The following is a 25,826-nucleotide window of genomic DNA, read 5'->3' on the forward strand; positions in this document are numbered from 1 at the left end:
GAAAAAACAAGCCATATAGGCTTGTTTAAGTAAAATATTCAATTTTTGCAGAAGGAAAGTACTGATCTATATATGACTCTAAAGTCTTTCTTAGTTCCTGTTCCTCATCTTTTTGATAGATATATTTTCCTATTCCATATCTTCCCCATTTGTATCTTCTTTTTTCTTCGTCTAATTCTAATTTTGATTTCGGATAGTTTTTTTGAATCACACGTTTTGCTGGTTTTGTAAAGCGATGCTGAATCATCTCAAAGGTGATATCGCCTCTCACATCTTCGGGAAGGGCTGCATCGAGCTTTTCAAAAAGAAATTTATACCCTTCCTGCCAGCCTTCGTGGATGTAGATTGGGGCAATAATAAAGCCTAGAGGATAGCCTGCCTTTGCCACCTTTACAGCCGCTTCAATCCGCTGATCTAGCGGTGATGTGCCGGGCTCGAAATATTTAATGACATAATCGGCATTGATACTAAAACGGAATCTTGTCCGGCCGTTATGCTTTGCATCTAACAGATGATCGACATGATGGAATTTCGTGACGAAGCGAAGTTTTCCTAGGTCGGTCTGCCCGAAGTATTCAATCGCTCGTTTGAGTGTATGTGTCAAATGGTCAATTCCTACGATATCTGACGTACAGGACGCTTCAAATCTTGTGATATCCGGTGCTCGCTCGTTCATGTACTGCTCAGCCTGATCTAATATTTCTTCCACATTGACGTACGTTCGGATGTAAGGCTTACTTCCCATTGTTGTTTGCAAATAGCAATAATGACAATGACCCATACATCCTGTTGCAAATGGGATCGCATACTCTGCAGATGGTTTAGACGAGTCAAATTTCAACGTCTTTCTCACACCAATGACAAGCGTTGACTTCGCGTTACGATACTTTTGCAGATCATTTTTGCCCGGAATATTTCTTACCTGGTTGTGTGAGGTCGTTTCTCTTATTTCGATTCCCATACCCTCGAACTTTTCCTTCAGCTCTCGTCCTAGCGGGTACTCTAACGCCCGGGGTTCAATGTAAACAAGCTGGGGAACGAAAGGTTTGATCATGTTTAGCACATCCTTACCATTAAGGTTTTCTTACCGTTACTTTAACCTCACAGAATGGCTTTTATCCTTTCTAAAATCTCCCTTATTCAAACAAGTCTTGATAAAGAGATTCTGCTTCTTCATATGTTGGAAACACAGCATCATCAGGTGCTAGTGGATGATACGTTTCAAGTAAAAAAAGAGCAAGCTCTTCTTCGTTGTATGGATGTGAAACAATTTCTGCTTCTTTAATTTGTGCTACGTTTGCAGCATGTGGATTTCGATAAATCACATATACTTGATCACCCGGTTTATAATCTGAGAAAGGCAATCTGGTCACCTCCATTTTTTAATTATAGGGTACCCTTCTCACTGACCAATATGACTCAATATGATAAAATTCGACAAAAAAACCAGACAGTTTCACCTGTCTGGTTTTGATTCACTTAGTTCTGTTGAAACGTTTTCTTGACGAAATCAACAACTTCTTCTGTCGTGCTAAGTGATAAAATATGCTCTTTAAATGATGCCGCTTCTTCCTTAGAAAGTTTGCTTAGCTGCGTTCTAGCTGGAAGAATGGATGTTGCACTCATTGAGAATTCATCTAATCCTAATCCAAGTAGAAGCGGAATTGCGATTTCATCTCCTGCCATCTCACCGCACATGCCGACCCATTTACCCTCTTTATGCGCTGCTTCGATCACAAGCGTAATAAGACGTAAAATCGCTGGGTTGTAAGGCTGGTAAAGATAAGACACTCGTTCGTTCATTCGATCAGCAGCCATTGTGTATTGAATCAAATCATTTGTTCCAATACTGAAGAAATCTACTTCTTTTGCAAATTGGTCTGCGATGACAGCCGTTGATGGAATTTCTACCATCATTCCGATTTCAATGGAATCAGAAACGTCTGTACCAGCGGCAACCAATGCTTCTTTTTCTTCAAGTAAAATAGCTTTTGCTTCTCTAAATTCTGATAACGTCGCGATCATAGGGAACATGATTTTCAAGTTTCCATATGTACTTGCACGAAGTAAAGCGCGTAGTTGTGTTCTGAAAATCTCCTGTTCTTCCAGGCAAAGGCGAATCGCTCTATAGCCAAGGAACGGGTTCATTTCTTTTGGAAGCTGCAAGTAAGGAAGTTCTTTATCGCCACCAATATCTAGTGTGCGGACAACCACTGCTTTGCCTTCCATCTTCTCTAAAACTGTTTTATACGCATCGAACTGCTCTTCTTCTGTAGGAAGCTGGTCTCTGCCCATGTATAAAAATTCAGTACGGTACAATCCAACTGCTTCGCCGCCATTTTCAAGTACACCTTTTACATCTTCAGGTGTTCCGATATTTGCAGCTAGCTCTACGTGAACGCCGTCTTTTGTAACCGTTGGCTGGTCAACAAGTTTCGCCCATTCCGCTTTTTGAGCTAAGTAGTCTTCATGCTTTTTTTGATACGCTTTCACTTCATCTTCAGAAGGCTGAATGATGACGTCTCCAGTAATACCATCCACAATGATCAGATCATCGTTTTTCACCGTTTTTGTTGCTTCTTTTGTCCCAACAACTGCTGGAATCTCCATAGATCTTGCCATGATCGCTGAGTGAGAAGTACGACCGCCGATATCTGTCGCAAACCCTTTGACAAATTGTCTGTTCAGCTGAGCAGTATCAGAAGGTGTTAAATCTTCAGCAATGATGATGACTTCTTCAGAAATCATGCTTGGGTTTGGAATGTCAACGCCCAGCAAATGTCCAGTCACACGTTTAGTTACGTCGCGAATATCCGCTGCACGTTCCTTCATGTATTCATTGTCCATTGCTTCGAACATTGTAACAAACATTGTCGCTGTTTCTTTTAAAGCAAATTCAGCATTTACTTTATCAGATTTGATTTTATCCTTTACTGGGTTAAGCAGCTCTGGATCACTTAACACAAGAAGGTGGGCAGAAAAGATATCTGCTTTGTCTTGGCCAAGCTCTTTTAGCGCATGTTCTTTAATTGCTTCAAGTTCTTGTTTAGAAACATGAATTGCTTCTTCAAAACGCTTCACTTCTGTCTCTGGATCGTTGATGTCTTTTTGGTGAACTGTTAAATCTGGTTCTTCCAGACGATATGCTTTTGCAATCGCAACGCCTGCTGAAGCACCGATTCCTTTCAGTTGTTGCATTACTCGCCTAGGCCTTCACTTTTCATTGTGTCTTTAAGCGCAGCAAGTGCATCATTTTCATCAGAACCAGAAGCAGAGATTGTGATTGTAGCACCTTTCGCAATTCCTAGAGACATTACACCCATAATAGATTTCAGGTTCACTGTTTTACCATTATATTCTAAGTTGATATCAGCATCATATTTACTAGCAGTTTGTACAAGAACTGTTGCAGGACGTGCGTGAATTCCAGAATCTGCAGTTACTTTGAATGTTTGTTGAGCCATTTTTATCAATCTCCTTTTTATACAATTAATACATCCACAATATTATATCATACTGCCGAGCTTGTCATCTAACAAGAACGGCAGTTATGAAAATTATTTTGAAATTTTCATGATGTTTTCTTGTCCAGCTTTGATTTCACCGGATTCTTGAAGGTCAATAAATTGTCCTTCACTTAAGTTGGTAAATACAATTGGTGTCATCAAAGATGGTACTTCAGTCTTAATTTTATCAATATCAACCTCTAAAAGTTTTTGACCGATTTCTACTTGATCTCCCTCTTGTACAAATGCTTCAAATCCTTCTCCTTTGAGGCCGACCGTATCAATTCCGAAGTGGATCAAAATTTCAAGTCCTCCATCAGATTGCAGGCCAATGGCGTGTTTCGTTGGGAACACATTTAAGATCTTCCCTCTTACCGGTGAAACCACTGTTCCATCTGTTGGCAAGATAGCGAAACCGTCACCCATCATTTTCCCTGAGAATACTTGATCTGGTACATCTGTAATTGGATGAAGCTCCCCTGTAATTGGTGAAGCAAAAATTTCTTCCCCTTGTTCATTTTGAAGCGGCTTTGCAATGACTTCTTCGACCTGCTGGCTGACTTCTTCTTTTGCAGAAGGGTCTTTCGCTGGACGAGGCGTGCGGCCTGCAATGATGTCCTGCATTTGTGTTTTTAAATTATCAGAGCGCGGACCGAAGATAGCCTGGATGTTGTTCCCTACTTCGAGAACACCTGAAGCGCCAAGCTTTTTCAAGCGGTCTTTGTCCACTTTTTTCTGATCATTGACAGTGACACGTAAACGCGTGATACAAGCATCAAGGTGTTTAATGTTTTCTTGATCACCCATTGCTTCAAGGATTTCATAAGGCAAGTCATTACCTTTTTCAGACTTCGCCTCACTTGCTCCATCTGCTGCTTCATCCTCGCGGCCTGGCGTTTTCAGATTAAATTTGCGAATGGCGAATCTAAATCCGAAGTAGTAAATGACAGCAAGTACGAGACCTACTGGAATGACAAGCCACCAAGCGGTTCTATTCGGCAGGATACCAAATAGGAAGAAGTCGATTAACCCTCCTGAGAAGGTCATCCCGATTTTCACGTTTAGAATATCCATTATCATAAAGGATAATCCAGCGAATACACAGTGAATCGCAAATAATATTGGTGCAACAAACAAGAATGAGAATTCAAGTGGTTCAGTGATCCCTGTTAGGAAAGAAGTAAGGGCCGCTGATCCCATAATTCCTGCTACAAGCTTTTTATTCTTTGGTTTTGCTTCATGGTAAATCGCAAGAGCTGCTGCTGGAAGACCGAACATCATGAATGGATATTTCCCTGTCATGAATGTACCAGCTGTCAGCTGAACACCATCTTTGATTTGCGCCATGAAGATACGCTGGTCACCACGGATAATATCTCCTGATAAGCTCTTATAGCTAAAAAATTCATACCAGAATGGCGCGTAGAAAATGTGGTGCAGACCAAACGGAATTAATGAGCGTTCAATGACACCGAATACAAAGGCAGCCAGCGGCTCATTCGCTGCAAGCAGTCCTGTTGAAAACGAGTTCAGTGCACCTTGGATTGGCGGCCAAATGACTAGCATCAAAAGCCCTAAAATAAGTGCTGAAATAGAAGTGACGATTGGAACAAAACGTTTACCAGCAAAGAAGCCAAGATATTGCGGGAGCTCAATTTTGTAAAATTTATTAAACATATAAGCGGCTAATACCCCGACAATAATCCCGCCAAAAACGCCGGTAGACAAGGTCGGTATGCCGAGCATATTCACATATGCTGGATGACTTTCCTTAAAGAACTTAGCCAATTTGATTGAATCGGATGGAATAGATCCGTTGGCCATTAATACGGCACTCATCGTTACGTTCATGACAAGGTAACCGATGATAGCGGCAATCCCTGCCACTCCGTCTCCATTGGCAAGACCGATGGCAACCCCTACAGCAAATAAAAGCGGAAGATTCGAGAAGACGATGTTCCCCGCATTCTCCATGACACTTGCAACAAGCTGAATTGTATCATTGCTTAAAAATTGAGCTACATCAATCAGCTGCGGATTTTGCATCGCATTCCCAAGTGCTAGTAAAATACCGGCAGCAGGAAGGATCGCAACTGGAAGCATAAGTGCTCGTCCAATTTTTTGCAACACACCAAAAAGTGATTTAAACACTGGTTGAACCTCCTTTTGTTTTCGCTTACAACATACATTTGGGCTGCTCCCTGACGTACACTTCATAATTAACCGTTTACATTTCACTTTCAAACGCAGAAAAAGGCATGGTGATATAAGGTTGCGCAAATAACAGGATCTTATCCTGTATTTACCTTAAGTCACTCATGCCTGATCGAATCAGTTACACGTTTCAAGGAAACTATGAAATTTTATTTGTCAATCTGTACAGATGAAGTGTCAGGTAGACAGCCTCAGCATCCTGTACAGGCTTTTTCAATGCATGCTGCAAAATTTTGATCATTTTCCAAGCAGTATTGTAGCATAAAGGATATTCATTTTTCAATAGATGAAGTAATTTTTCTGGCTCCTCTAATGATTCTCCCCGTTTAATACGCTCAATTGAAAACGTAATATGGCGTAATAAGCGTAAATAATGAATACTTTCTCTGTCTACTTTCATATGAAATGAATCTTCGATGACTTGGACCATTTGCGTAATAAGCTGCGAATGACGGTTCACCTCAGATAAAGGCCGATTCGTCAAAGCCGAATGAATATGGAGCGCTATAAAGCCAATTTCACCTTCTGGCAGCTTTGTTTCGACATCTGGCCGCTTGTTAATCAGTTCAACGACTTCCTTTGCGACCTCGTATTCTTTCGGGTATAGCGATTGCGTCTCAAGCATAAAAGGGTTCGTGATATCATAGCCTTGCTGCACCCGCTTAAAACTAAACGCAATATGATCAGTCAGTGCAACATGAATATGCTCATTCAAGCGCTGCCCCATTTTTTCTCGTATATGATAAATGATGTCATTGGCAAGCTCGATCATGTTCTCATCAATATGATGAAGCAGTTGTTTATATTCTGTTTGTTCCTTCGTGTTTTTTAACACAAACATCTTTTCAAACACGTCTTGATCGAGATGATCCCCCGATTTTTTCCCGAAGCCGATTCCTTTCCCAATCAGAACCACTTCGCCCAAAGAAGGGTGTCTTGCGATGATGACATTATTATTTAACGCTTTATCAACGGTGAAGGATTCCATGAACATCCCCACCTCCTTCTTATTCAATCCCTCTTATCGTACAAAACAGATGAAACGTGCGTCAACGATTGTTTTTCAAAACGGTTGTTGTTCGCTCAATCAGGCGAAATGGCAGCATTCTTTGTTCTGATTTCTCTCCCTTTAATGCCCGGTCGAACAAGTCAAATGCTTCCTGCCCCATTTGTTTGAGGGGAATATGAATGCTGGAAATCCCCAAAGCCTCACTCAATTGGTTATTTTGAAAGCTGAGTATGGCTGGTGATTCTCCTACTTTTATGTCATGACGCTGCGCCTCTAATAAAAAGCCGGCAGAGACTTCGTCATTTGTAATGAATAAAGCTGTAGGACGATTTTTCATTTCCTGCCATTCTGCAAATAATTGCTTCCCATCAAACAGGGATAACTTCCCTTCGATGATCCATTCCTCATCAATGGTCTGCCCGAGCGATTGCATCATATCTTGATAAGCCTGAAGGCGCGACTCGCTATTTGCTCCTTCTGTTCTGGCAAGAACGATCGCAATTCGTTGATGGCCGCAAGCCGCCAAATGATGCAGGCCTTCCTTAAATGCTTGATCATGCGCAATCGACACGGTTGAGCATTGATCGTGCGGCGCAGGATGACAAAATATAATCGGCCCTGATTCCTGCCACTTCAAAATGTGCCCATCACTTAACGCATTTGAACAAAATATTAAACCATCTACACGGCGCTCTTTTAAGCTCATTAACGCTTCTTTTTCTTTTAATGGATCATATCCTGTTTGAAATAAAGCAAAATGTATGCCATGCGCCTGTGCTTTTTCTGCAATACCTGTGACGAGTGCGCTGAAATAAGAGTGTTCAATGTTTGGAAGGACGATGCCAAGCATATTTGAATAGCCCTTCGCTAAATGGACTGCCTGAATGTTTCTCGTATACTTGAGCTCTTCCATCGCTTGTAGAACACGCTCTCTTTTTTCCTCTTTGACATAAGGATGATGATTCAGCACACGTGATACAGTTGTCACAGATACGCCCGCTCTTTTCGCAATCTCCCTTATGTTTGCCATTTTTTCTCCTACTTTCTCTTGATATGGTAAGCGTTTCATACTTTAAGATGTATGTGAGCTGAACAAATCACTGGATGGAAAGGGGAATTCAAGATGGGTTTCATCATATGGATTATATTATGTATGACTGTTTTGTTTTCTGCTCGTTTTGCATTACATCCTTTAGGAAAAGAACATAAAATCAAACCGTTTCAATCAATTGATGATTTTTTTGTTGATAAGGATCGAGAAGAGTGATAAAAAATCACGATGACGCTTCCATGACATGGACGTTCATCGTGATTTTTTTCATTACTTGATGATCGTCAACTCTTTCGGATAATTGGTTAAGGTGACTGGACCCTCTGCCGTAATGAGAACATCATCTTCAATTCTTACGCCGCCGACTCCCGGCACATAAATTCCTGGCTCAATTGTATACACCATACCTTCTTGCAGAAGATCGTCATTTGCTTGACTCATAGAAGGAAACTCATGAACAGAAACCCCTAACCCATGTCCGAGGCGATGTGGGAAATATTCACCATACCCTGCTTCTGTGATCAGCCCGCGAGCTTTTAAATCAAGATCACCGATTCTCACGCCGGGCTTACTCATTTCAAGTGCTGCCATTTCTGCATTTAAGACGGTTTGATAGATGTCCTTTTGTTTTTCAGAAGCTTCCTGATAGATGAATGTTCTTGTGATATCTGAGCAATATCCATCTACAATGACGCCGAGGTCAAATAACACAAAATCGCCTTTTTTTAAGGCTGCCTGCCCCGGATTTCCATGAGGCTCGCCTGATTTTTCACCAAAGAGAACCATGGTGGAAAAGGACATGCCTTGAATGCCTTTTTTCTTTAGTTCATATTCAATGACAGCGAGCACTTCTGTTTCCGTGATTCCTTCTTTTAAGGCATTAACCCCAATTTTTACACCTTCATCTGCCAATTCAGCCGCTTTTTTTAGTGTAGCAATTTCAGATTCATCTTTAATCAGTCTGAGCTGATTGAGCTCATCTTCAGCCCGGACGAAAGTTTCTGCCCCTGTGACAGCTTGGAGCTGTTCTGCTCTTTGAAGCGGAATTGATTCTTTTTCAATGGCAAGACGTGCCACTTGAATACCTCGTTTTTCTATCGCTGATTGAATGAAATCAAATGGATTCTCATGATCTTCATATCCAATGATATCGCCGGACCATCCTGCATTTTTTGCCTGCTCAACTTCCATTTTAGGCAAAATAAAAAATGGTTCTGCTTCTTGGAACACAAACAGCCCCATCACTCTTTCATGCGGCTCTGTGAAGTATCCAGATAGATAAAACACATTTTCCTTTGTATGTATAAATGCACCTTGAATGTCTTCCTTCTTAATCCAAGAAGACAAGCTCTTCATTCGGTTCATCATGATCCTCCTCACACGTTTTACTACTGGTCTATTGTATCAGTTTTTGCTGTATTTCGCACAAAAGCGCACTGGCATGAATCCAGTGCGCCCAGATGATTGATTTAAGATGCTCGAAGCAGACGCAGACCATTTAAAATGACCAAAATCGTACTTCCTTCATGCCCGATGACGCCAAAAGGCAAATCAAGCACTTGCAAGAAATTCGCACAAATTAACAGACAGATCACCGTTAATGAGAAAATAATGTTTTGCTTAATGATTCGATTCATTTTTCTTGAAAGACGGATCATCTTTGTTAGGTTATTTAAATTATTCTTCATTAAAATGAGATCCGCTGTTTCTAAGGCAACGTCTGTGCCTCCGCCCATCGCAACCCCAACATCTGCTGTGGCGAGCGCTGGTGCATCATTGATTCCGTCTCCTACCATGATGATTGAATTACCTTGTTTTTTTAATTGATTGACCTCATGTACCTTTTCATCTGGAAGACATTCAGCCACGACAGCTTGGATGCCGGCTTCCTGCGCAATGGCTTCAGCCGTTTTTTGCTGATCTCCTGTCAGCATGACGGTTTGGATACCTAAATCATTTAGTTCTTGAATCATTTTTTTGGCTTCAGGTCTGATTTGATCCTTAAGACCAAGGCAGCCAACGACTTCTTCACCCTTTTGAACGTAGACCACTGTATATCCTTGCGCTGAAAGATCATCACCTGTCTCTTCAATCTCGCGGTCGATTGACGCTTTACCAGCAAAGTCTTTCTTCCCAATCCTCCATGTTTCTCCATTTAATTGTGCTTTCACACCAAATCCAGAGGTTTCTTCAATGGTGACATGGACTGTTCTTTCTGTTTGATGTTCTTTTGCCATATCAGAAATTGCTTTCGCTAATGGGTGGTTTGATTGACTCTCAATTTGATAGAGTGCCTGATAAAAAGCAGATTCATCCTGCCCTTTCGTCATGACAACGTGTTCTACGGCTGGCTTCCCGCTTGTAATTGTTCCCGTTTTATCAAAAGCAATCATACTGCTTGTGCCTAGTTTTTCTAAAAAGACACTTCCTTTGACAAGCATTCCATTTCTCGCGCCATTTGAGATCAATGACAATGCGGCTGGCATTATGGATGCAACAAGAGCACAAGGTGAAGCAACGACCATAAACACCATTGCCCGGTAGAAGGTTTCACTCATGCTCCAGCCGAGTACAAAATGTGGCAGAACCATTAAAATCGCGACGGTGATCAACACACCTTTTACATAGGCACCTTCGAATTTTTCAATAAATGCTTGGCTTGGCGAAACACTTTCTTGAGCGGATTCGACAAGTTTAATAATTTTATGGAAAAGTGTTTCTTCATTATGTTTCGTGACTTCCACTGTTAAGGAACCATTTAAGTTCACTGTCCCTGCAAATACGTCTTCCCCTTGCCCTTTTTCCTGTGGAACAGATTCGCCTGTGAGTGCAGATTCATCCACACTTGTTTTCCCGCTTATAATCACACCATCTGCTGCAATGCGTTCCCCAGCTTTGATCATAATACGGTCACCTGGTGTCAATGATGAAGCGGCGATTTGAATGGTCGTACCATCTTCTTCAATTAAAGTTGCTTCATCTGGTGCAATGCTCATTAATGCTGTTAAATCTTTCTTGCTTTTATTTGACGTATACGTTTCAAGCGCACCACTCAGTGAGAAAATAAAAATTAAGATAGCGCCTTCTGCCCAATAGCCTATTAAAGCTGAGCCTATTGCTGCGAAAATCATTAAAAGTTCCACATTCAAGGTCTTAGACGAAATCGTTTCTTCAATTCCTTCCTTCGCCTTTGCAAAACCTCCAATGACAAATGCTAGGATGAAAAGAGGAATGCTCCACATGCTCTGATCCTTTAGAATCCATCCAATTAAAATGAGAATCCCCGAGATACCTGCTGCCATTAATTCTCCGTGCTGTGCCCATTTATGTAAGGACCATTTCGATTCCTTTTGATTTGTCGTTTGGTAAAGTGCTGTATTCTCATTCATGATTGTTTTCTCCTCTCTAATTGATAATCGTTTTCACATTATCAATCGTTGCCCGTTTCTTTTTCCATCTATATTTTCTGCTATTTCAAGCTTTTTATTGGTCTGTAACTCATTATAACAGGTTCTGAACAATTTTCAATTAATAATTATTATAATTTCTTTTTGATAATAATTATCATTATTGATAAAGACCGTTCCGTTTTCTTCTGAGCACAGTGTATTCAGATGAAAAGCAAATGAACACAAAAAAGAACCAACAGAATTGGTTCTTTCACAGAAAGGATTTGTTCTACGAATTTGTCCACTCTTTGATTTGTTTTTTCGTCAGTGGACCTACATGGTTTTTCACCACTTCTCCTTTTTCATTAATCAAAAAGGTCGTTGGGATGGTGATGATTTGATATTTCTTCATCATTTCTCCGTGTTCATCTAGTATGATCGGGAATGTAAACCTTCTGTCTTTCACAAATTGGGCAACAGCATGTTTACTTTGTTCAGCACCTAGTAAATTCACGGTCAGTATGTCAACATCACTCTGATTTTCTTTCACGATTTGTTCAAATGCAGGCAGTTCCATTTTGCAGGACGGGCACCATGTTGTCCAAAAATGCAAAATGGTCTTTTTTCCTTTTGCGGGAACTAGCTGCGTTTCACCAGTTAATGTCGGGGCCTCTATTCTTGGCGCCATTACGGGCTCTTTTGCTTCTACTGCTGCGCTCATTAGAAATAGCAGCAGGGTCATCAGCAGAAGACTGGCGGGTAGATGTTTACGATTCATCATGATCTTCCTTCCCAGTTTTCTTATAGCTTGCCCGCTCGATGATGATGACATTCAAGCTTTTTTCAATGTAAGGAACATTGAAACGCCTAGCTCCTTACAAATGGTTGCATAATGCAGTGCGGTCAAAAGCAGCATGCCTGTGTTCATCCCTAAAATGACCCCCATCATATTCAAGCTTTCAATTGAACCGAGGAAATACACCATAGAAAACGAGACGACATGCACCCATATATTATGTAGGAACACATCTTTGATAAGCCCCATACCGATTAAACACGCTTGAAACGGCATCACAAACAGATGGCATAAAAAGTATGGCCAAAGCAGCTGTAAATAGACCGCAGCTTGCGGTGAATCAAAAAAGAGCTGTGTGAGCGGGTAAGCAAAATAATACATCACCATCACTGCCGGCACCCCGTATCCAAACGTTATGAAAATTGCTTGTCTGACACGTTTTTTCACAAGATCATACTGGCCTAAAGCATAGGCTTCAGAGACACTCGGAATCATCACAATCATGATGGAATGAGCGATAAACGCTGGGAAAAAACCAATCGACATTGCGACACCAGCCAGCATGCCGTAATGATCAACTGCAAGTGTTCCAGAAATGCCTGCTGCAACGAGCGCACCTTTGATTAAAAATGGTTCAACTGCATTTGCGATCGCATGAAAGATGCGCATGCCCGTTGTCGGAATGGAAACGGCTAATAGGCGCTTTCGCACATCAATCCCTCTTAATTCAACAGACCTGACATTCACAGCATTTTTCGCCATGACGTATTGGGAGTATAAATAAATAAAGACGACAAGATCACTCGCAACAATGACACCAATGGCGATTAGTACTGCTGTTTCAATATCAAACGAATACCAATGAAAAAACAAGAACAAACAGATAAGCTGGATCGTTTTCTTCAGCATATTGGCTAGAGCGATTCTGCCCATTTGCTGCTTTCCCATAAAATAGCCGCGGGCAATGGAGGTAAACGCAATAATCGGGATAAGTGACAGCACCAAGCCTTTCATAAGCGGATGATACGACTGAAACACTGGAATGAAAGGCAGTACAATGGCTGCTATAGCTGTTGTTGTACTTGTCACCACAAGCGTCATTTTAAAGGCATGGCGGAGCATACTTTTGTGGAGACGCTCATGTGATTCTGCAATGAATTTAGAAATGGAGACTGGCAGCTCTAAGCTGGCGATCACAAGGACAAGCATGATGATTGGAAGGATACTCATATATAAACCCATTCCATGTTCTCCAAGCTCTCTCGCTAAAATCATATTGACTAAAAACTCTATACACTCCGCAATAAAAGCTGCGACAGATAGCAGAATGACCCCTTTTACAAATCGATTCATGTAGCCTCCCCTTGTCTAAAGCAAATTCTTTTCACATTCTATGAGACAAGTCCAAAAAATATTTTAATAATTGAAGACAAAAAAAGAGCAATCTCATTGATCGCTCTAAGCATGTAAACAAACCCTCGCTATTGGTGTCAGTCCCACGTGCTGGTGCTCACGAATGTCAAACTTGCTCCGCGCCAATACTCGTCCTTCCTAGAATTTAAGGATTTTCATATCACGATTAAGAAGACAAAGGGCTAAAATAAACAACATTTTAGTCCTTTGTCAACAATCTGAAGCAGGCTCTTACTGGAGCCTGCTTCTTTTTAATATTTTTTTCCGAGTCGTGTCTGATGGCTAACCTTTTTTAGAAGTTTTTTGCGCTTTGAATCTTTGTAGACAGATAAGACAAATTTGTTGTTCCAGTAGCCGTTTTTTGGACTGTAGTACGTTTTGAATGTGTAATGAAAGACTTTTTGACCTGTTGATCCTGAAGCTGTAGTTACAGTTGTTGCAATTATGGCTACTGCTTTTAGTGTCAAGACTGCGCCAGCTACAGCGCCGGTCCCTGTCGGTAGAGCCAAAATTGTAGTTGTCACAAGAACGACAATAGCAACAGTAACGTTGAATTTGTTTTTATAGGTTTTTACAAGTCTCCATTGATAATCTTTATTTGATTTTGTGTTAAATTCGCCGTCTTCACTTAATAATTCTTGTCCAGCTTCTTTAAATTCTTTAATGTCTACTAGTTCATTGTTGATACGAAGTTCTTCTTTTGCTCGGTCATAAAATATGGTTTCTACTTTTTCGCCATTATCAATGGTTATTGTTTGAGTGCTGCCTTTGACTACAGAATTGAAAGTATGTAGTTTCCCTTCAATTTTTGTTTGATAAGATTCTTTAATTTCTTTAGGTTGGTGGGTTACTGCGGCTGCGGTTTGTAATGGAACTGTTAAAAATAGCGTCAGGCTTAAAAGCACGATTATGAACTTTTTCAATTTGGATATTTCCCCCTTGTTTTTTGTGCGATAATATACAAATGGATAAAAAATGCTTTTATTTTAAAAAAAGGTAATTGAGGAGTGATTGATGTGTTTTGGAATTGGGTAGTAGGCATGATCGGGATAATCATAGGAGCTTGTATTTTTGCAACGGAGTTCGAAGATGCTACTTTCTTCACTCGCTTTATTTTCAAGCTTATTGCGATTTTACTTCTTGTGTTTTCAGTGACTTTTATTAAGTGGCGGCGTAAAAAAATAAAACAGCATAAGTCATAGTTCTCCCTCCTTTTTTTGACATGTTTTCATGTTTTCATGTTTTCATCCTATCATTGATCGATTCACATTTGGGAATTCATTGGAAAATTTCTTTTTGGGTTGCGGTGACCGCAATATAGGTTCTTTTATTTGGGAGGAGAATTTATGATGACTGTAATACCAGTATTGATGATGTTAATTGGTGCTTCTTATTTTGCTGTTTATATGATAAAACGTAAGAATAATAAAGAAAAAGAGATGGGTTATAAAGTTGTTTTTGCCTTTGTTTTCTTTTTACTGAGTGTCTCATTCATCAATATGGTCATCACTCGATAATAAAGAACAGGCTAAAGAGCCTGTTTTTTTTTGATTCTTAAAAACATAGCGCCTATTTCAAACCACCAAGAGCGTTCATATTCGTTTCTAAGCACCTTTATTTATGCTCGGGTATTTTCATAGTGTGATTCTTCAAGAACGCTTATATGGGATTTAAATGCGTTAACTGCTGCGATAGCATCTAAAGATTGATATGTCTTGTGTCCTACTTGCTTAAAAAGTGTTTGCGTCATGCCGAAAATTTTACATATGAATGTAAAAATAGGATTTTATTAGGAATTCTTGTGCTAACATTTATTAAAAATTGGTTTTCTAGGGGGGATTGTAGATGGCGTCTATACCGTCTCCAGTTGTAGCGATCAAGATAAATGAATGGTATAAGCATATAAAAAGATTCAATGTGAAAGAGGCCCAGATGCTAAGGGAAGAGATTAGAAAAGATATAGATGTCATGGAAGAAGATGAACAGGCAGTTCTTTATTTTCAGCTGATGGAGTTCCGTCACCAATTGATGACAGACTATGTGCAGCCTTCTAATGAACCACTTGAAAAATCGGATTACTTGAAAGCTGTAGAAGGACAAGGAAAGAAGATGTCAGCCATTCTTGAATACTATTTTAATTTTTTTCAAGGAATGTATGAATTCAAAAATGGTGAGTTTATTAGAGCTATTGTGTTCTATAAGCGCGCGGAAAAGCGCCTGGAGCAAGTAGGGGATGAGTTAGAAAGAGCGGAATTTTACTACAAATTATCAGAAGTGTTTTATCACATGAAACAGACACACGTGTCTATGTATTACGTTGGTCTTTCTTATGATACCTATAAGGCACATAAGAGCAATTCACTTTATATGATTCGAGAAATTAATTGTCTAACTGTTATGGCAGGTAATTTCATTGATTTTGAATGCAGAGAAAAGGCGCTTCCTCATTTATTGTCAGCTTTAGAAAGATCTAAGGCAATTTCTAATAAGCCAATGATTGTGAAGTCATTATTTAATATTGGTTGTTGTTATAAAGGATTAGGTGATTTTAATAGGGCACTTGCTTATTTTAATCAGGTTATTCTTGAAGGAGAGCCTATTAATGCTACAGAGTTGCTTTTGGTTTATTATGAATTATCGTTATTTCATTTGAGTCAAAAGGAATTTATTGAGGGTGAAAGATTTTTCAAAAGAGGCTTGGAAGAAGCGAAGAATAGAAAAAATGATCTGTTTTTATCGTTGCTGATGGTATTGGAAAATTTATTTTTAAAAACAGCAAACCTAAGTGAGGTCTTGATCTCGTTGGAAAAATTAGAGAACGAGAGGGGTTATCCATACTTAGAAGACCTAGCGCTCGAAGCGGCTCGGTACTATAATGAGAATGGGCGTATGGATGAATCTGTAAAAATGTACGAAAAAGTGATGTACGCCCGAAAACAAATCCAAAGGGGCGACTGTTCATATGAATTTTAAAACGGTTCTTACTGGTTTTTTGAGTGCTTCAGCATTGCTAGGTGTGATCTCATTATCATCTGTCGATTTTGATGTGAATTCAAGAAATGCTACTTCTCCAGAATCAACTGATCTGACAGTAAGAAATGCTACAGGCAGTAGCGTTACTACTCAAGATTTTCCTCTTATAACTTTATCTCAACATGATAACGATTTTGCTGTGAGGAATGGAACCCGTTCTAGTGTAAATCCGGATATTCGTTTTGGAACACGTGATTCTAGGTTATCTACTTGATGAATCAAACAGACCTTTAGGGTCTAAGACCGTAGTCAAGCCCCACCTTTACTTCGAGTAAAAGTGGGGTTTTCACTTATTTTGATAAAATAGATAGCCTGCATTGAAACTTTTTTCAGTCCTCGAAGTTTCGTCCATCGCATACATGCTTTTCTTTTGCATCTGCAAAAACACGTTCTATTGTCTCTTTCCTTTTGCATAGATGTCATTATTCATTTGTGTGAGTCTCAGATGATCTGCTTCATTTAGATAGTCCTGCCAAATAGATATTAGATCAAAACCATTTTAATGAGGACAACAATATCCACACTTGATCTGCCATTGTCTGAACTAAAATAATCCTTTGACAAGATCATAAACGAAATCAAAATGATCTTCAGGCACTAATTCATCTAAGGCCACTACTTCTAATTGATTTCTTCTTTCTTCTTCACGTTTCGATAGCATGTTCATCCCCCACAGAAATATGTTATTGTCCATATTATACAAAAAAGCGTGTAGACTTTGTCTACACGCTGAGAGCAATCTCATTGATCACTCTTTTTCTTTAAACAGCAAATACGTGACGTCCGATGCGTTCTACAATTTTGCGGGAACGAATCCAATGATCTGTTGCCGTTTTTGGATTATAAAAATAAATAGCCTTTGTTGTTCTGTCATGCTCTTTTACTACCTGCTTCACAGCTTTAATGGAATCTTGATCTGCCTTATCATGAATACTTCCATTTGATACTGGCTGGAAAGCATTTCGCTGATAAATCACACCTTTAACGCTGTCTGGAAAAGAACGATGCTCCACCCTGTTTAAGACGACGCTTGCCACCGCTTTTTTCCCTTCGTAAGATTCACCTTTCGCTTCAGCATGTACCAATCGAGAAAGTAAGTCCATTTCTTCATTAGAATACTGTTTGCCGCTTGCCTTATTCGTCGATTCAGATTTTACTTTTTTCTTTTGCTTCGGTTTTGAAGACTTTTCTTCTGTTGACGTACTTAGCAATTTCACTTTTGGCTGACGCTTTTCTTCAGAAAATGCTGGGATGACTTGATCGTGATCTTGATCTATATATGAAAGCTGATGTTTAACAGGTGCTTGTGAAAGTTCGTGACTTAATGTGCCTTGCTGCTCTTGTATATTGTCCATCTTCATTGCTGCAACAAGCATCAGGATGACAAAAAGAGCTGTATGAATTTTAATCATTCGCCTTTTTCCTCCTTTAATCAAAAGTTGGCTGTAAGATACTTGTCCACTCTAACAAGAGCTCATTCTATTTTCACTCACAAAGATTTACATGCCTGTCCAAATTCCGTCATTAAATGGCATGTCCTAGTTGGGCGCACATAAAATGGAATTGTTAGCGCTTAAAAAGGTCCCTTTTTCACCTATCATCATCCTTATGCTCCTGATTATGGGTTATTACATTTTCTTTTCATATGTATCAGAGTGGTTTGAAGTGTGACAAAAGAACGAAAATAAAAAAGCTTTCTCTCATCAATGAGAAAAAGCTTTAGCTTCTTGCTTCTGTAAGATATTCAAAAATAACATCTCCACCATGTTTGGCGATCCCGCGAAAATGTTTAAAATCATCTTGATCTACCAAAACAGAACGAAACGTTAAAAAATCATCTTTTTGGATGGTCACTTGTTTTTCCGTCCCATTCCGTAAAGATTCGAGTATTGTGAGGATTTGTTCTTCAGTCAAAAAAACCGCTCCTTTTCAGCCATGATCAAATATTAAATATACCATTCGTTAGAAAAGCATACAACGAAAACAAAACAAAAACGTCTTTATCCTTTACATTGGTATGAAAATATTGCAAAATACTTTTTAATAGGGAATGAAATCTGTTTTTAAAGGAGAGGGATCGGTTGAAGATTGCAAAAATTGGAAATGTGATCGAATTTAGAAATGGTTTAACAGGTGTAGTTGAAAAAGTGAATGAAAACTCTGTTATTGTGGACGTCACCATTATGGACAACTATAGAGATTTAGAACTGGATTCACTAACAGTCGTTAATCATAAAAACTATAAAATCATCAAAGACTCCGTACATTAATTTGCAATCCTCAATTCAGACGATCGTTACATACGTATATATAAAGCAAATTTGGCTTGTTTGACAACTTTGCTCTATTTTGACAATCACATATATAAAAGACTGATACCATATAAAGAGGGGATCAGTCTTTTTGCGTATGAAAGGTTTGCATTTCCGCCTTCGTCTTGTACATCTCGACTTCCTCGGGAGTGATTACTCCTTTATCAATTAAAAGGGCAATCACTCCAAGCAATGTGGAGGCACTCCATTTATACCGTTCTTTGTTTTGATGTTCAAGCATTTGAAGCTCTTCTCTTAGCTCCATTAGCAGCTGCTCTGCCCGCTCTTCTTTGTTTGCCAACTCAAACGCCTCCGTTTATCATTCATTGTCCCTATTTTATCTTAAATCAAATGAGATAAGCAAAAAAAGCATGATCCCTCTTTACAAACATACGTTCTGTCATGTATAATATGTTTACGAGCTGGTAGCCCCCAGCCGTCCTAGCAAGTTCTATTCCCATTCGTATGAGAAGAGTGACATGACTCTTCTCTTTTTTTATGATCGATTCGCTTCAATCTCATCAAAAAAGACATGCATCCTGCATGTCTTAGATTGTTGACAAAGTGCTAAAATGTTCTTTATTTTAGCACTTTGTCTTCTTTTCAGCGTGATAGAAAACCTTTGCAGTCTAGGAAGGACGAGTACCGGAGCGGAGCGAATTTGACATTCGTGAGCACCGGAGCGCAGACCTGACAACGAATGCGAGGGTTTGTCTACACGCTGAGACATGCATCCTGCATGTCTTTTCCTATTTATTAACGATTATCAATCGTCTCCGGATACATATCATGGTTCATCATACGATACGATGCCATTTCTTCATACTTTGTCCCAGGTTTCCCGTAGTTCGTATACGGGTCAATTGAAATACCGCCTCTTGGTGTAAATTTGCCCCATACTTCAATATACCTTGGGTCCATCAATTCAATCAGGTCGTTCATAATAATGTTCATACAGTCCTCATGGAAGTCACCATGGTTACGGAAACTGAACAAATATAATTTTAGCGATTTACTTTCGACCATGATTTCATTTGGGATATAGCTGATATAAACCGTCGCAAAATCCGGCTGTCCTGTTTGCGGACAAAGTGATGTAAATTCTGGGCAGTTGAATTTCACAAAGTAATCTCTATTTGTATGTTTATTTGGGAACGTTTCAAGCACTTGTGGTGCATAATCAAATAAATAATTGGTTCCCTGGTTTCCTAGTAACGTGACACCTTCTAATTCTTCTGGTTTTCTTGTCGTCATGTCATCTCTTCCTTTCTATACGCCTCGTTTATTTCCCCACAATAACGTGTGAAGCTGCGGCAGCACTCTTACACGGTTTAAGTCTGGATCTTGCGCGACTTGATCTACAAGCGCTTCATATTTCTTTAATAAATGCGTCAATAAGTACGCATCATCACCTGTCGTCGTGTCATCATTTCCTACCTGCAAATAAAAAGGAAGCTCAGGATATTTCGCATGAACATCCTTCGCATAAGCTAGATCACGATCGTCAAAGATCACGACCTTCAGGCTAGCATGCTGCAATCTATTTCCGTTTTTCAGCTCATCTATGATACGTGTTAGTTTCGTAAAATCTGTTTTCATATTCGAGCTTGGCGGCTTAGGAGAAATGGTTAAATCATCAATTTTCAAAAACCATTCCTGATACATCGTTCCTTGTGTTTCAAGCGCTGTATCAATCCCCTCTTCATGCAGTAAATCTATGAGGGATTCCATTTGTTTTAAAAGCGCCGGGTTTCCTCCTGAAATGGTGACATGAGAAAAAGCCTGTCCGCCTATTCTTTTTAATTCTTTGACAATGTCTTCTGCCTCAAGCCACTGAATGTCATGCTTCGCTGAGCCATCCCATGTAAAGGAGGAATCACACCAGCTGCAAGAGTAGTCACAGCCAGCCGTTCTGACAAACATTGTTTTTTGTCCAATCACCATTCCTTCTCCTTGAATCGTTGGACCAAAGATTTCTAATACAGGAATCGCTTTAGCCATTGATCTCAACTCGTTTCGGACGGTAAATGCAGTAGCTTGTTGGTGTCTCTCTGACAAAGACCTGAACACATGTCGGCTTGTTCGCTAAAGTCGATAAATACGCTGCGACTTTGTCATGTACGGTCTTTGCCACCACCTCAGTGGTTGGCATCGCGTATGGATCGTTTGATGAGAATTCCTCATGATCATTAAGCAGCGTGTGATCGTACTGCCCATGAATGAGCTTCTTCAATGTACTGAAATTGACAAGGAAACCCGAGTCATCTAGGTCGTCTCCCGCAATCGTGATATTGATGGTGTACGTATGACCATGAACACGGCTGCATGCGCCAGCATCTTCTCGCGGGATGAAATGGGCAGCTGATACATGCATGTCTTTGTTCAATTCAAATGAAAATGGATGATCGGTTTGTGGATAGATTTGAGAAAGCATTTATTTTGCCTCCTTCATTTCCATATATGTGTCATAGCCGTTTTTCCGCAGCTTACATGCAGGACATTCTCCGCAGCCATCAGAGATGATGCCGTTATAGCAAGTGAGCGTTTCATTTTTCACAAAATCCAGGGCATTGAGCTCATCTGCCAGCTTCCATGTTTCTGCTTTATTCAGCCACATCAGTGGTGTATGAATCACAAATGGTTTTTCCATTGCTAAATTCACTGTGACGTTGCAAGATTTCACAAACTCGTCACGGCAATCTGGATAGCCGCTAAAGTCTGTCTCGCAAACTCCTGTGATAATATGTCTTGCTCCGATTTGATACGCAAGAATAGAGGCAAAGGATAAGAACACTAAGTTTCTTCCTGGCACAAATGTGGAAGGCAGCTCGCCTTCTTTTTCCTCAATATCAATGTCATCTCTTGTTAAAGCATTAGGTGCGAGCTGATTCAAAAGAGACATATCTAATAGATGATTCTTCACACCTAATTTGTCAGCGATTCTTTTGGCGACATCAATTTCTTCTTGATGACGCTGATTATAATGAAAGGTCACTGTTTCTACCTCTTCAAATTGTTGCAGTGCCCATAATAAACATGTCGTACTGTCCTGTCCCCCGCTAAAGACAACAACTGCTTTTTCATTTTTCATTTTCTGTTCTCCTCCTTTTGCAGATGAGTACAACCGTACAACACTGCATCTGAAAGGCTCCTGAAAACCCCTATTTTTCTCATAAGAAAAGACACCTTTACATGTGTATGAGGTGTCCCAGCCATAAAAAATAAAAAATGCCACATCCAAGGATACGGCAAGTCCTTAGTTTTTTATAGAGGGTTTTGCTAGAACCTCTCCCGTCTTCACGGATTTTTGTTCAATTTTCACAGAGGATAGTGTACCACATATTTTTCATGCAGGCTATCCCTTCTTTACTTATCAAACGATGCAGGCACTTTTTTTAGACAAAGAAAGAGGATAAAAAAGATGCTAACATAGCCAAAAACCGGATAAACCGTTGAAATCAGTGTACCGTAACCAATTTTACTGATCACATAGCAGCATAGGAGAATAAGGGATATCGTATAGATACTGTTCATTCGAATATATGCCCTCACTTGTCTCTCCAGCCCGTATAAATTGCCTATGACGGATGTAAAAACTTCGCCGAAGATGACAAATAAATATATGAGATGAATGGAGTTTGCGACTTGATACACCACCTGTGCCATTGGAATATCAAATGCCTCCAGCATATCTAATGAAGAAAGAGACAAAAAGCAAGCAAGTAAAATGAGAGTCAGCATAACGCCCCCAAGCACCGCTCCCTTTTTAATGACCGCCTCAGAGGTCATTTCATTTGCGACGGGTACTAACACTGCCTGTGACAGTGCTAAATTAAAGGCACCATATGACACTGCTGATAATATCCACTCGCCCTCACCCATTTGCAGCGCAAGAACATAACTTTCACTGCTGCTAAAAACAAATGAATCAAGAAACACGATCAATGAAAAGAAAATCAGCATTGGAACGACAAGCACGTTGACACCAAATAACCCTTTTGACCCTTTGAAGAGTACAATGACGCTCAGAATGATCGTCAAAAAGATCCCATACTCCTTCGATATGCCAAGCTGTTCCTCAAAAATAGCCCCTGCGCCTGAAATCATCACTGAGGTGACACCAAGTAAAATAAAAAACATGACAATATTAATATATCGACTCGCAGCTGTTCCAAATAAAAAACGGTTCATATCTTGATAAGACTCTGCTTCGATTCGTTTCGAAATCAGCATCATTTTTGCACCAAGGCCAGTAAAAATAACGCCGCTAATCAGGATTCCTAATAGTCCGATCCAGCCAAAACGAACAAAAAATTCTACGATTTCTTTTCCTGTCGCAAACCCAGCTCCAACCACTGTTCCTACATATACAAAGGCAAGCTGAAAAGCGGATTCATTTGAACGTTTCATGTGACCCCTCCGCACCCATCACTTTCGATTGTCTCTTTTTTATCCTATGAGACAAGTTCCTTGAAAAGAAGGACAAACCATGATTAAATGCAAAAAAGGATTTTTATTCGTCCTTTGAGCAAAACAGTTGAAAGTCAAAATAGGTCAGAGTATACTATAGTCAAAGATGGTCAAACAACAGACCATTTTCTTTAATATTCATTGGTCAAATAAAGTCAAACTTTATTTTAAGGAGGTCATGGCAAATGCGTTGTCAACATTGTCAAGTAAATGAAGCAACTATTCGCCTGAATATGCAAGTGAATTCGTCCCGGAGCCAAATGGTTTTATGTGAAGACTGCTATACCTCTTTGATGGAGCAGTCAAAAATGAAAATGGGACCTCAGCTGTTTGGAGGAAGTTCATTCTTCTCTCAGGCAGCAGGACATGCTCCAAACGGGGAGCAGCCAAAACAAAAGGGCTTACTCGATGAGCTTGGCCGTAACTTAACAGATGGAGCAAATGCTGGTTTAATTGATCCAGTCATCGGCCGTGATGAAGAAGTCGCAAGAGTCATTGAGATTTTAAATAGAAGAAATAAAAATAACCCTGTTCTTATTGGTGAACCAGGTGTTGGGAAAACAGCAATCGCAGAAGGACTCGCACTGAAAATTGCGAGCGGCGATGTGCCTAATAAATTAAAGAACAAACAAATCTATTTATTAGATGTTTCTTCACTTGTCGCAAACACAGGTGTACGCGGTCAATTTGAGGAAAGAATGAAGCAGTTAATTAAAGAACTGCAAAGCCGTAAAAATATCATCTTATTTGTAGATGAAATTCACCTTCTTGTGGGCGCAGGATCTGCAGAAGGATCAATGGATGCTGGAAACATTTTAAAACCAGCCCTTGCAAGAGGCGAACTGCAGCTAGTAGGTGCGACGACATTAAAAGAATATCGCCAAATTGAAAAAGATGCTGCACTCGAACGACGCTTCCAGCCCGTCATCGTGGATGAGCCAACACAAGATGAAGCGATCGACATCTTAAAAGGCATTCAAGATAAGTACGAGGCCTATCATGGTGTCACCTATTCAGATGAAGCGATCAAAGCGTGCGTTCAATTATCTTCACGGTATATTCAAGACCGTCATTTGCCGGATAAAGCCATTGATTTAATGGATGAAGCTGGTTCAAAAGCGAACCTTTCCATTGATGCAGCAAGTGAAGATGAGCTGACAAACCGATTAGCGCAAATTGCCGCAGAAAAACAAGCTGCGCTAAAAGAAGAACAATATGAAAAAGCAGCAAAGCTTCGCGATGAAGAAGAAGCCATTGAAGCTAGACTTCAAAACAAAAAAACTGACAAAGAACATATCGTCACAGCAGAGGACATCCAGGCCATCGTGGAACAAAAAACAGGCATTCCTGTCGGTAAACTGCAAGCAGACGAACAAACCAAAATGAAAGAAATTGACGTCCGTCTAAAAGCACGAGTGATTGGGCAGGAGCATGCGGTTGACAAAGTGGCAAAAGCCGTGAAAAGAAGCAGAGCTGGTTTAAAATCGAAACATAGACCGACTGGCTCCTTCCTTTTCGTTGGACCAACAGGTGTCGGGAAGACTGAATTGTCTAAAACGCTGGCTGAAGAATTATTTGGTTCAAGAGATGCGATCATTCGATTAGATATGAGTGAGTACATGGAAAAACACTCTGTATCCAAACTCATCGGTTCTCCTCCTGGTTACGTTGGACATGATGAAGCTGGCCAGCTGACTGAAAAAGTGCGCAGAAAACCATACAGCATCATTTTGCTGGATGAAATTGAAAAAGCACATCCAGATGTACAGCACATCTTCCTTCAAATCATGGAAGATGGCCGCTTAACAGACAGCCAAGGCAGAACGGTCAGCTTTAAAGATACAGTCATCATCATGACAAGTAACGCAGGCAGCGCAGATAAAACGGTCAAGGTCGGCTTCCAGTCTGATCAAGAAGAAGCGATTGAGGAACAATCACTCATTGATTCACTCAGCAGCTACTTCAAACCAGAATTCTTGAACCGTTTTGACAGCATCATTCAGTTTGATTCATTAGACAGAGAGGATTTAGTGAAGATTGTTGATCTTCTGCTCAATGAGCTGTCAGAGCAATTAAAAGAGCAGAATTTAACTGTCCATGTCACAAATGAAGCGAAAGAAAAAATCGCAGAGCTTGGATATCACCCTGCATTTGGTGCTCGTCCACTTCGAAGAACCATCCAAGAGCACGTTGAAGATCAAATGACGGAAATCCTGCTTGAAGAGGAACAGCTTTCTGGATTTACTGTGGATGTTGAACATGACGAAATCGTCGTAAAAAAAGGATAACTACATCTTCAGGATGATATGCATCTCCATCATGTTGCGGCGTCTAAGCTCCATCTGAACGACGACGCTCCCCCGCCTCTTTTCCTTTATGATAAAAGAAAAAGAGGTGGATCACATGATGAATTGGAGCTACGATCTTGTCAAAATCATGTATGAAGAAAAATTAAAAGAGCTGCTTCATTTAGATGAACCAGCTCAAAACGATTAAATGGAGACTCCCTTTATATGAGAGGGAGTTTCTTTTTACGCAGATAGAAAGCGCTTTCGTCAAAAATTCTTCACAGAAAGTGTCTTAATTTTATATTCTGACTAAAACCCTTCTGGAACACACCGATATTAACTATA

General features: G+C 40.0%; 26 protein-coding genes, 1 pseudogene and 1 riboswitch. Of the genes and pseudogenes, 6 read left to right on the forward strand and 21 right to left on the reverse strand.

Features of this window, described 5'->3' with window-relative positions:
• Positions 1-25: 25 nt before the first annotated feature.
• From splB to ACLGGR_RS02715, 7 genes are all read right to left on the reverse strand, one after another.
• Positions 26-1,054: a spore photoproduct lyase gene (gene splB / locus ACLGGR_RS02685; protein ID WP_410972443.1), complete on the reverse strand. Its 1,029-nt coding sequence runs from the start codon at positions 1,052-1,054 to the stop codon at positions 26-28.
• A gap of 82 nt (positions 1,055-1,136) precedes the next feature.
• Complete coding sequence (splA, locus tag ACLGGR_RS02690; RefSeq protein ID WP_410972444.1) at positions 1,137-1,364, reverse strand: splAB operon transcriptional regulator SplA; 228 nt, start codon at positions 1,362-1,364, stop codon at positions 1,137-1,139.
• Between the two features lie 115 nt (positions 1,365-1,479).
• The gene (gene ptsP, locus ACLGGR_RS02695; RefSeq protein WP_142944648.1) at positions 1,480-3,198 is read right to left on the reverse strand and encodes a phosphoenolpyruvate--protein phosphotransferase; all 1,719 of its coding nucleotides are present in this window, start codon (positions 3,196-3,198) and stop codon (positions 1,480-1,482) included.
• Positions 3,198-3,464, reverse strand: a complete 267-nt coding sequence (locus ACLGGR_RS02700; RefSeq protein WP_003211078.1) for a phosphocarrier protein HPr — start codon at positions 3,462-3,464, stop codon at positions 3,198-3,200. The genes ptsP and ACLGGR_RS02700 overlap by 1 nt, the downstream gene beginning before the upstream one ends.
• A gap of 93 nt (positions 3,465-3,557) precedes the next feature.
• Positions 3,558-5,657: a glucose-specific PTS transporter subunit IIBC gene (ptsG, locus tag ACLGGR_RS02705; RefSeq protein ID WP_095408349.1), complete on the reverse strand. Its 2,100-nt coding sequence runs from the start codon at positions 5,655-5,657 to the stop codon at positions 3,558-3,560.
• A gap of 202 nt (positions 5,658-5,859) precedes the next feature.
• Positions 5,860-6,714, reverse strand: a complete 855-nt coding sequence (gene glcT / locus ACLGGR_RS02710) for a glucose PTS transporter transcription antiterminator GlcT (protein ID WP_142944647.1) — start codon at positions 6,712-6,714, stop codon at positions 5,860-5,862.
• 55 nt (positions 6,715-6,769) lie between these two features.
• Entirely contained in the window at positions 6,770-7,759 is a 990-nt protein-coding gene (locus ACLGGR_RS02715) for a LacI family DNA-binding transcriptional regulator (protein ID WP_251215552.1), read from the reverse strand.
• Between the two features lie 93 nt (positions 7,760-7,852).
• Here ACLGGR_RS02715 and ACLGGR_RS02720 point away from each other — a divergent pair, with 93 nt between their 5' ends.
• The gene (locus ACLGGR_RS02720; protein WP_162842493.1) at positions 7,853-7,996 is read left to right on the forward strand and encodes a hypothetical protein; all 144 of its coding nucleotides are present in this window, start codon (positions 7,853-7,855) and stop codon (positions 7,994-7,996) included.
• A gap of 54 nt (positions 7,997-8,050) precedes the next feature.
• Here the strand turns inward: ACLGGR_RS02720 and ACLGGR_RS02725 are convergent, their stop codons facing one another.
• The 5 genes from ACLGGR_RS02725 to ACLGGR_RS02745 form a co-directional block, all read right to left on the reverse strand.
• Positions 8,051-9,145, reverse strand: a complete 1,095-nt coding sequence (locus ACLGGR_RS02725; RefSeq protein ID WP_410972445.1) for a M24 family metallopeptidase — start codon at positions 9,143-9,145, stop codon at positions 8,051-8,053.
• Between the two features lie 104 nt (positions 9,146-9,249).
• Positions 9,250-11,169 (reverse strand): heavy metal translocating P-type ATPase, encoded by a 1,920-nt coding sequence (locus ACLGGR_RS02730; RefSeq protein WP_410972446.1) that lies wholly within the window; start codon positions 11,167-11,169, stop codon positions 9,250-9,252.
• Positions 11,170-11,458: 289 nt separating this feature from the next.
• Positions 11,459-11,947, reverse strand: coding sequence for an endospore biogenesis thiol-disulfide oxidoreductase StoA (gene stoA, locus ACLGGR_RS02735; RefSeq protein ID WP_251215555.1), 489 nt, complete (start codon positions 11,945-11,947; stop codon positions 11,459-11,461).
• 54 nt (positions 11,948-12,001) lie between these two features.
• Positions 12,002-13,318 (reverse strand): polysaccharide biosynthesis protein, encoded by a 1,317-nt coding sequence (locus ACLGGR_RS02740; RefSeq protein ID WP_142944642.1) that lies wholly within the window; start codon positions 13,316-13,318, stop codon positions 12,002-12,004.
• 311 nt (positions 13,319-13,629) lie between these two features.
• Entirely contained in the window at positions 13,630-14,301 is a 672-nt protein-coding gene (locus tag ACLGGR_RS02745) for a hypothetical protein (RefSeq protein WP_410972447.1), read from the reverse strand.
• Positions 14,302-14,727: 426 nt separating this feature from the next.
• Here ACLGGR_RS02745 and ACLGGR_RS02750 point away from each other — a divergent pair, with 426 nt between their 5' ends.
• The 3 genes from ACLGGR_RS02750 to ACLGGR_RS02760 all read left to right on the forward strand — a co-directional run bounded on the left by ACLGGR_RS02750 (position 14,728) and on the right by ACLGGR_RS02760 (position 16,625).
• Entirely contained in the window at positions 14,728-14,895 is a 168-nt protein-coding gene (locus tag ACLGGR_RS02750) for a hypothetical protein (RefSeq protein WP_410972448.1), read from the forward strand.
• Between the two features lie 328 nt (positions 14,896-15,223).
• Positions 15,224-16,351, forward strand: a complete 1,128-nt coding sequence (locus ACLGGR_RS02755; protein ID WP_410972449.1) for a response regulator aspartate phosphatase — start codon at positions 15,224-15,226, stop codon at positions 16,349-16,351.
• Positions 16,341-16,625 carry a hypothetical protein gene (locus ACLGGR_RS02760; RefSeq protein WP_041115399.1) on the forward strand — a complete coding sequence of 95 codons (285 nt, stop codon included), beginning with the start codon at positions 16,341-16,343 and terminating at the stop codon, positions 16,623-16,625. The genes ACLGGR_RS02755 and ACLGGR_RS02760 overlap by 11 nt, the downstream gene beginning before the upstream one ends.
• Positions 16,626-16,660: 35 nt before the next feature.
• Here ACLGGR_RS02760 and ACLGGR_RS02765 read toward each other — a convergent pair.
• The 3 genes and pseudogenes from ACLGGR_RS02765 to ACLGGR_RS02775 all read right to left on the reverse strand — a co-directional run.
• Positions 16,661-16,889: pseudogene (locus tag ACLGGR_RS02765) on the reverse strand (transposase); the annotation flags it as partial.
• Positions 16,890-17,172: 283 nt separating this feature from the next.
• A complete protein-coding gene (locus tag ACLGGR_RS02770) occupies positions 17,173-17,823 on the reverse strand; it encodes a cell wall hydrolase (RefSeq protein ID WP_142944641.1) in 651 nt (216 codons plus the stop codon).
• Between the two features lie 307 nt (positions 17,824-18,130).
• On the reverse strand, positions 18,131-18,325 hold the full coding sequence (locus ACLGGR_RS02775) for a hypothetical protein (protein WP_060699271.1): 195 nt from the start codon (positions 18,323-18,325) through the stop codon (positions 18,131-18,133).
• Positions 18,326-18,492: 167 nt separating this feature from the next.
• Between ACLGGR_RS02775 and ACLGGR_RS02780 the strand changes: the two genes are divergently transcribed.
• Positions 18,493-18,681 (forward strand): YkvS family protein, encoded by a 189-nt coding sequence (locus ACLGGR_RS02780; RefSeq protein WP_003211747.1) that lies wholly within the window; start codon positions 18,493-18,495, stop codon positions 18,679-18,681.
• 124 nt (positions 18,682-18,805) lie between these two features.
• Here ACLGGR_RS02780 and ACLGGR_RS02785 read toward each other — a convergent pair whose 3' ends face one another.
• The 6 genes from ACLGGR_RS02785 to ACLGGR_RS02810 all read right to left on the reverse strand — a co-directional run bounded on the left by ACLGGR_RS02785 (position 18,806) and on the right by ACLGGR_RS02810 (position 23,133).
• A complete protein-coding gene (locus ACLGGR_RS02785) occupies positions 18,806-19,024 on the reverse strand; it encodes a hypothetical protein (RefSeq protein WP_039178087.1) in 219 nt (72 codons plus the stop codon).
• Between the two features lie 455 nt (positions 19,025-19,479).
• Positions 19,480-19,977, reverse strand: a complete 498-nt coding sequence (gene queF, locus ACLGGR_RS02790; protein WP_003211403.1) for a preQ(1) synthase — start codon at positions 19,975-19,977, stop codon at positions 19,480-19,482.
• A 15-nt stretch (positions 19,978-19,992) separates the two neighbouring features.
• The gene (queE, locus tag ACLGGR_RS02795) at positions 19,993-20,724 is read right to left on the reverse strand and encodes a 7-carboxy-7-deazaguanine synthase QueE (RefSeq protein WP_047202223.1); all 732 of its coding nucleotides are present in this window, start codon (positions 20,722-20,724) and stop codon (positions 19,993-19,995) included.
• The gene (gene queD / locus ACLGGR_RS02800) at positions 20,717-21,157 is read right to left on the reverse strand and encodes a 6-carboxytetrahydropterin synthase QueD (RefSeq protein WP_142944640.1); all 441 of its coding nucleotides are present in this window, start codon (positions 21,155-21,157) and stop codon (positions 20,717-20,719) included. Before queD ends, queE begins: the two co-directional genes overlap by 8 nt.
• Positions 21,158-21,814 (reverse strand): 7-cyano-7-deazaguanine synthase QueC, encoded by a 657-nt coding sequence (gene queC, locus ACLGGR_RS02805; protein ID WP_024424683.1) that lies wholly within the window; start codon positions 21,812-21,814, stop codon positions 21,158-21,160.
• A gap of 159 nt (positions 21,815-21,973) precedes the next feature.
• Positions 21,974-22,018, reverse strand: a riboswitch (PreQ1 riboswitch).
• A 71-nt stretch (positions 22,019-22,089) separates the two neighbouring features.
• Positions 22,090-23,133 (reverse strand): YkvI family membrane protein, encoded by a 1,044-nt coding sequence (locus ACLGGR_RS02810; RefSeq protein ID WP_251215558.1) that lies wholly within the window; start codon positions 23,131-23,133, stop codon positions 22,090-22,092.
• 245 nt (positions 23,134-23,378) lie between these two features.
• On the opposite strand from ACLGGR_RS02810, the gene ACLGGR_RS02815 reads away from it, so the two are divergent.
• Positions 23,379-25,481: an ATP-dependent Clp protease ATP-binding subunit gene (locus ACLGGR_RS02815; RefSeq protein WP_410972450.1), complete on the forward strand. Its 2,103-nt coding sequence runs from the start codon at positions 23,379-23,381 to the stop codon at positions 25,479-25,481.
• Positions 25,482-25,826: the final 345 nt, after the last annotated feature.

The sequence above is a fragment of the Bacillus sp. BD48 genome, assembly GCF_046566805.1.
Taxonomy (GTDB): Bacteria; Bacillota; Bacilli; order Bacillales; family Bacillaceae; genus Bacillus; species Bacillus safensis.